We start from the raw sequence: 227 nt of genomic DNA, 5'->3' as shown, positions 1-227 counted from the left end.
AAAATGAAAATGGAAAAAGGGGAGCTTATTGGCTTTCAAGGTTGCCTTGGATATGATTATGACCCTATAACAAAAAGCATCTCTATAAATGAAGAAGAAGCTAAAATTGTCAGATACATCTTTAAAAGATATTTAGAGGGCAATGGAGGGTCAGTTATTGGCAGGGAACTAGAAGAGCAAGGATATCTCACTCCGAGAGGTAAAACAAAATGGTCTGATACTACAGT

At 36.6% G+C, this 227-nt stretch carries 1 protein-coding gene; it reads left to right on the top strand.

The annotated features are described in order from the left end of the window. The coding region (locus HMPREF3023_RS09715; protein WP_246829205.1) for a recombinase family protein at positions 1-227 on the top strand (227 nt) is incomplete at both ends.

The organism is Peptoniphilus sp. HMSC075B08 (genome assembly GCF_001815405.1).
Taxonomy (GTDB): domain Bacteria; phylum Bacillota; class Clostridia; order Tissierellales; family Peptoniphilaceae; genus Peptoniphilus_A; species Peptoniphilus_A harei.
Note: the sequence above shows the minus strand (reverse complement) of the source record. Positions and strands in the feature narration are given on the sequence as shown.